This window comes from Bacillus sp. AP50, assembly GCF_040492675.1.
Lineage (GTDB): Bacteria > Bacillota > Bacilli > Bacillales > Bacillaceae_G > Bacillus_A > Bacillus_A cereus.
Genome location: NZ_JBEUTW010000516.1, coordinates 1 through 2,416, shown reverse-complemented (window position 1 = coordinate 2,416; position 2,416 = coordinate 1). Strand labels below are relative to the sequence as shown.

Genomic DNA, 2,416 nt, shown 5'->3' with positions numbered 1-2,416 from the left:
GGGATGAGTAATTATAATAATGGCTGGTGGGCTAATGTTTTTGAAGGTACTTTTGATGGGAATAATAAGGCTATAGGTAACCTTTATATATATAGACGTTCAGCTAGTAATGTTGGGCTATTTTATGAATTATCTAGTTATGCTATTATAAAAAATCTTATTATTATCGATGTTGACATGGAAGTCGGAAATGAATCAGGAATTGTAGTAGGGAAAATGTCCAGTTATTCTAAATTACTTAATGTAAGTGTAAAGATGTTTAACGCATTTAATTACAAAGTCTTTGCTAAAGCAGGAAATGGAAACGGGTCAGGAGGAATGGTGGGCACTATGAATGATGGTACCACTATTGAAAACTGTCTTTTCGATGCACCTATGCAGCAACATAGTGGATATTTTGGAGGAATTGTTGGAACTACTAATAGGGCAGCTTTAATTTCAAAATGTACAGTATCAGGTATCTTTGATCAAGTTTCCGGGTATATGGGAGGAATTGTAGGTAATATTCCTTATATCCCCTATTACAGTAAATCAAGTCAAAGTATCAAGATACAAGATTGTGTTGTTCACGCTAATATGGCGAATGCATCTAACAGTTCAGGTATTATTGGTGGAATTCATTGCAGAAAAGAGCAATATTATAATTCTAATACAACAGGTCAATCGGGAGTATGGGGAGTAACAATTTCTAGAGTTATTATCACAGGCTATGCTAGAGCGTCAACTTTATCGTATTGGACATGGGATCATACCTATGGGGAAACTCCATCTTCTGGATATTTCATCGGTGAATGGATTCTTGATAATAGCTTCTATAATAGAAATAATACTAGCTCAGGATCTTATAATGCACTCGAAGCCAAATATACACCAGAAATTCGACATCCTTCCACTTACGGTGCCTACGACTTCGTGAATATTTGGGCATTTGATGAAAAGAATCGAGATGGGGATCCCGTATTAATAAAACACATCCCACCAAAACTTCCGATTTTAGGTTTTAGAAATGAAATAGGCCTGTACTATACTGATGAAGCAGGTAATATTTTACGATATTTAGAATATGGAACTTTGGTAGCGGGTAGTACCTCTGAGGCTTATCCTGTATGGCTGCAGAATAATGCTGATTTCCCTGTTAAGGATATGAAAGTTTGGGTTGATCCACCTACAGTAAAACCAGGTATTACAGTCCAACTAAGTTTATCAAACAATCCTTTTGTACCTGTAGATGAAATACCTTTCCCTGGAACGATACCTATTGGAGACGCTAGACAGTTTTATATTAGGTTCTTGTCCGAAGTTACAGTTACAGAGGGTGGTACATTTGATATGAAGGCAAAAGCAAGTCCTGCTTAATGAGCTTTTCATCTCAATACAATGGGATTGGATGTGATTAGAATGGCATATCCGTTAAAGGGACTGACCTTACATTTACACTCTGCGTTAGCTAACCAAGGTTACTCACAGGGTGTAAATACAATCCCTGTTAATTCTTGGTTTGATTTAGCAAGAAAAGGGCATAACGGAAGTTTGATAAGTTTTAACTTTTCGCAAGATAAGACTTGGACAGGTATGAATATACTTACTGACCCTTATTCACTTTACTTTAACGGCCTTAACAATCACGTAGTAATCCCTAATCATTTGGAATTACTGCCAACAGACTCAGGTTTTACGTTTGAAACTTGGGTCAAACCAGTTAAGTCAGGTTATATCGCATCTTATGGTGCGGGGAGTGAACGAGGGTTTTCACTTTATTTTGACTTAGATACTCGTGAAATTCGGGTTCAAATAACGACAGAAACAAAGAAAATGTCTTTTGTTTTTGCTGAAGTTAACATAAAGGCTTGGCAACATGTAACTTTGCTGTATGATGGGGAACGCTTATGGGGGATGATCAATGCAGCTCCGCAGGGCTTTAGTTTACCTGTATTAGGAGAATATATTAATACAAAGGCCCCATTAGTATTAGGTAAATCATCAACAGCAAATAATAGTTATTTTGAAGGGAATATAGCAACTTTTAGAATATATCAAAGGGCCCTTAGTTGGGATGAGGTAACGAATAGTTACAATGCAGGTTTTCTTATTACCGACAATAAAAGTGAACTATCTTCTAAGGGATTAGTATTATGGCGTGATGAGATAGAAGCTACCTTAAATGTAAGCATGATGTCTCGAGCAACAGCAAAATATGAGACAGCCAAAGTAGATAGTCAAAATATAAAAGGCTTCATAGATATTATGAAACCTGAAGATATGATAAGTTCTATTATAATTAATCCAAGTATTAGAATAGCCGCTAAATATGAGATTGATAAATTCGGAGAAAACGATTTAGTTGCTACAATTAGTGTCACACATTTCCAAAAAGATTTAAAATGTACATTGAATATCAATCCTATCAGTTATATGC

At 35.9% G+C, this 2,416-nt stretch carries 1 protein-coding gene and 1 pseudogene; both read left to right on the top strand.

The window, feature by feature from the left end; all coding sequences use genetic code 11:
* Window positions 1–1,356: pseudogene (locus ABWK52_RS25765) on the top strand (halomucin); the annotation flags it as partial.
* Window positions 1,357–1,398: 42 nt separating this feature from the next.
* On the top strand, window positions 1,399–2,416 hold a 1,018-nt coding region (locus tag ABWK52_RS25760; protein ID WP_353772222.1), incomplete at its 3' end, for a LamG domain-containing protein.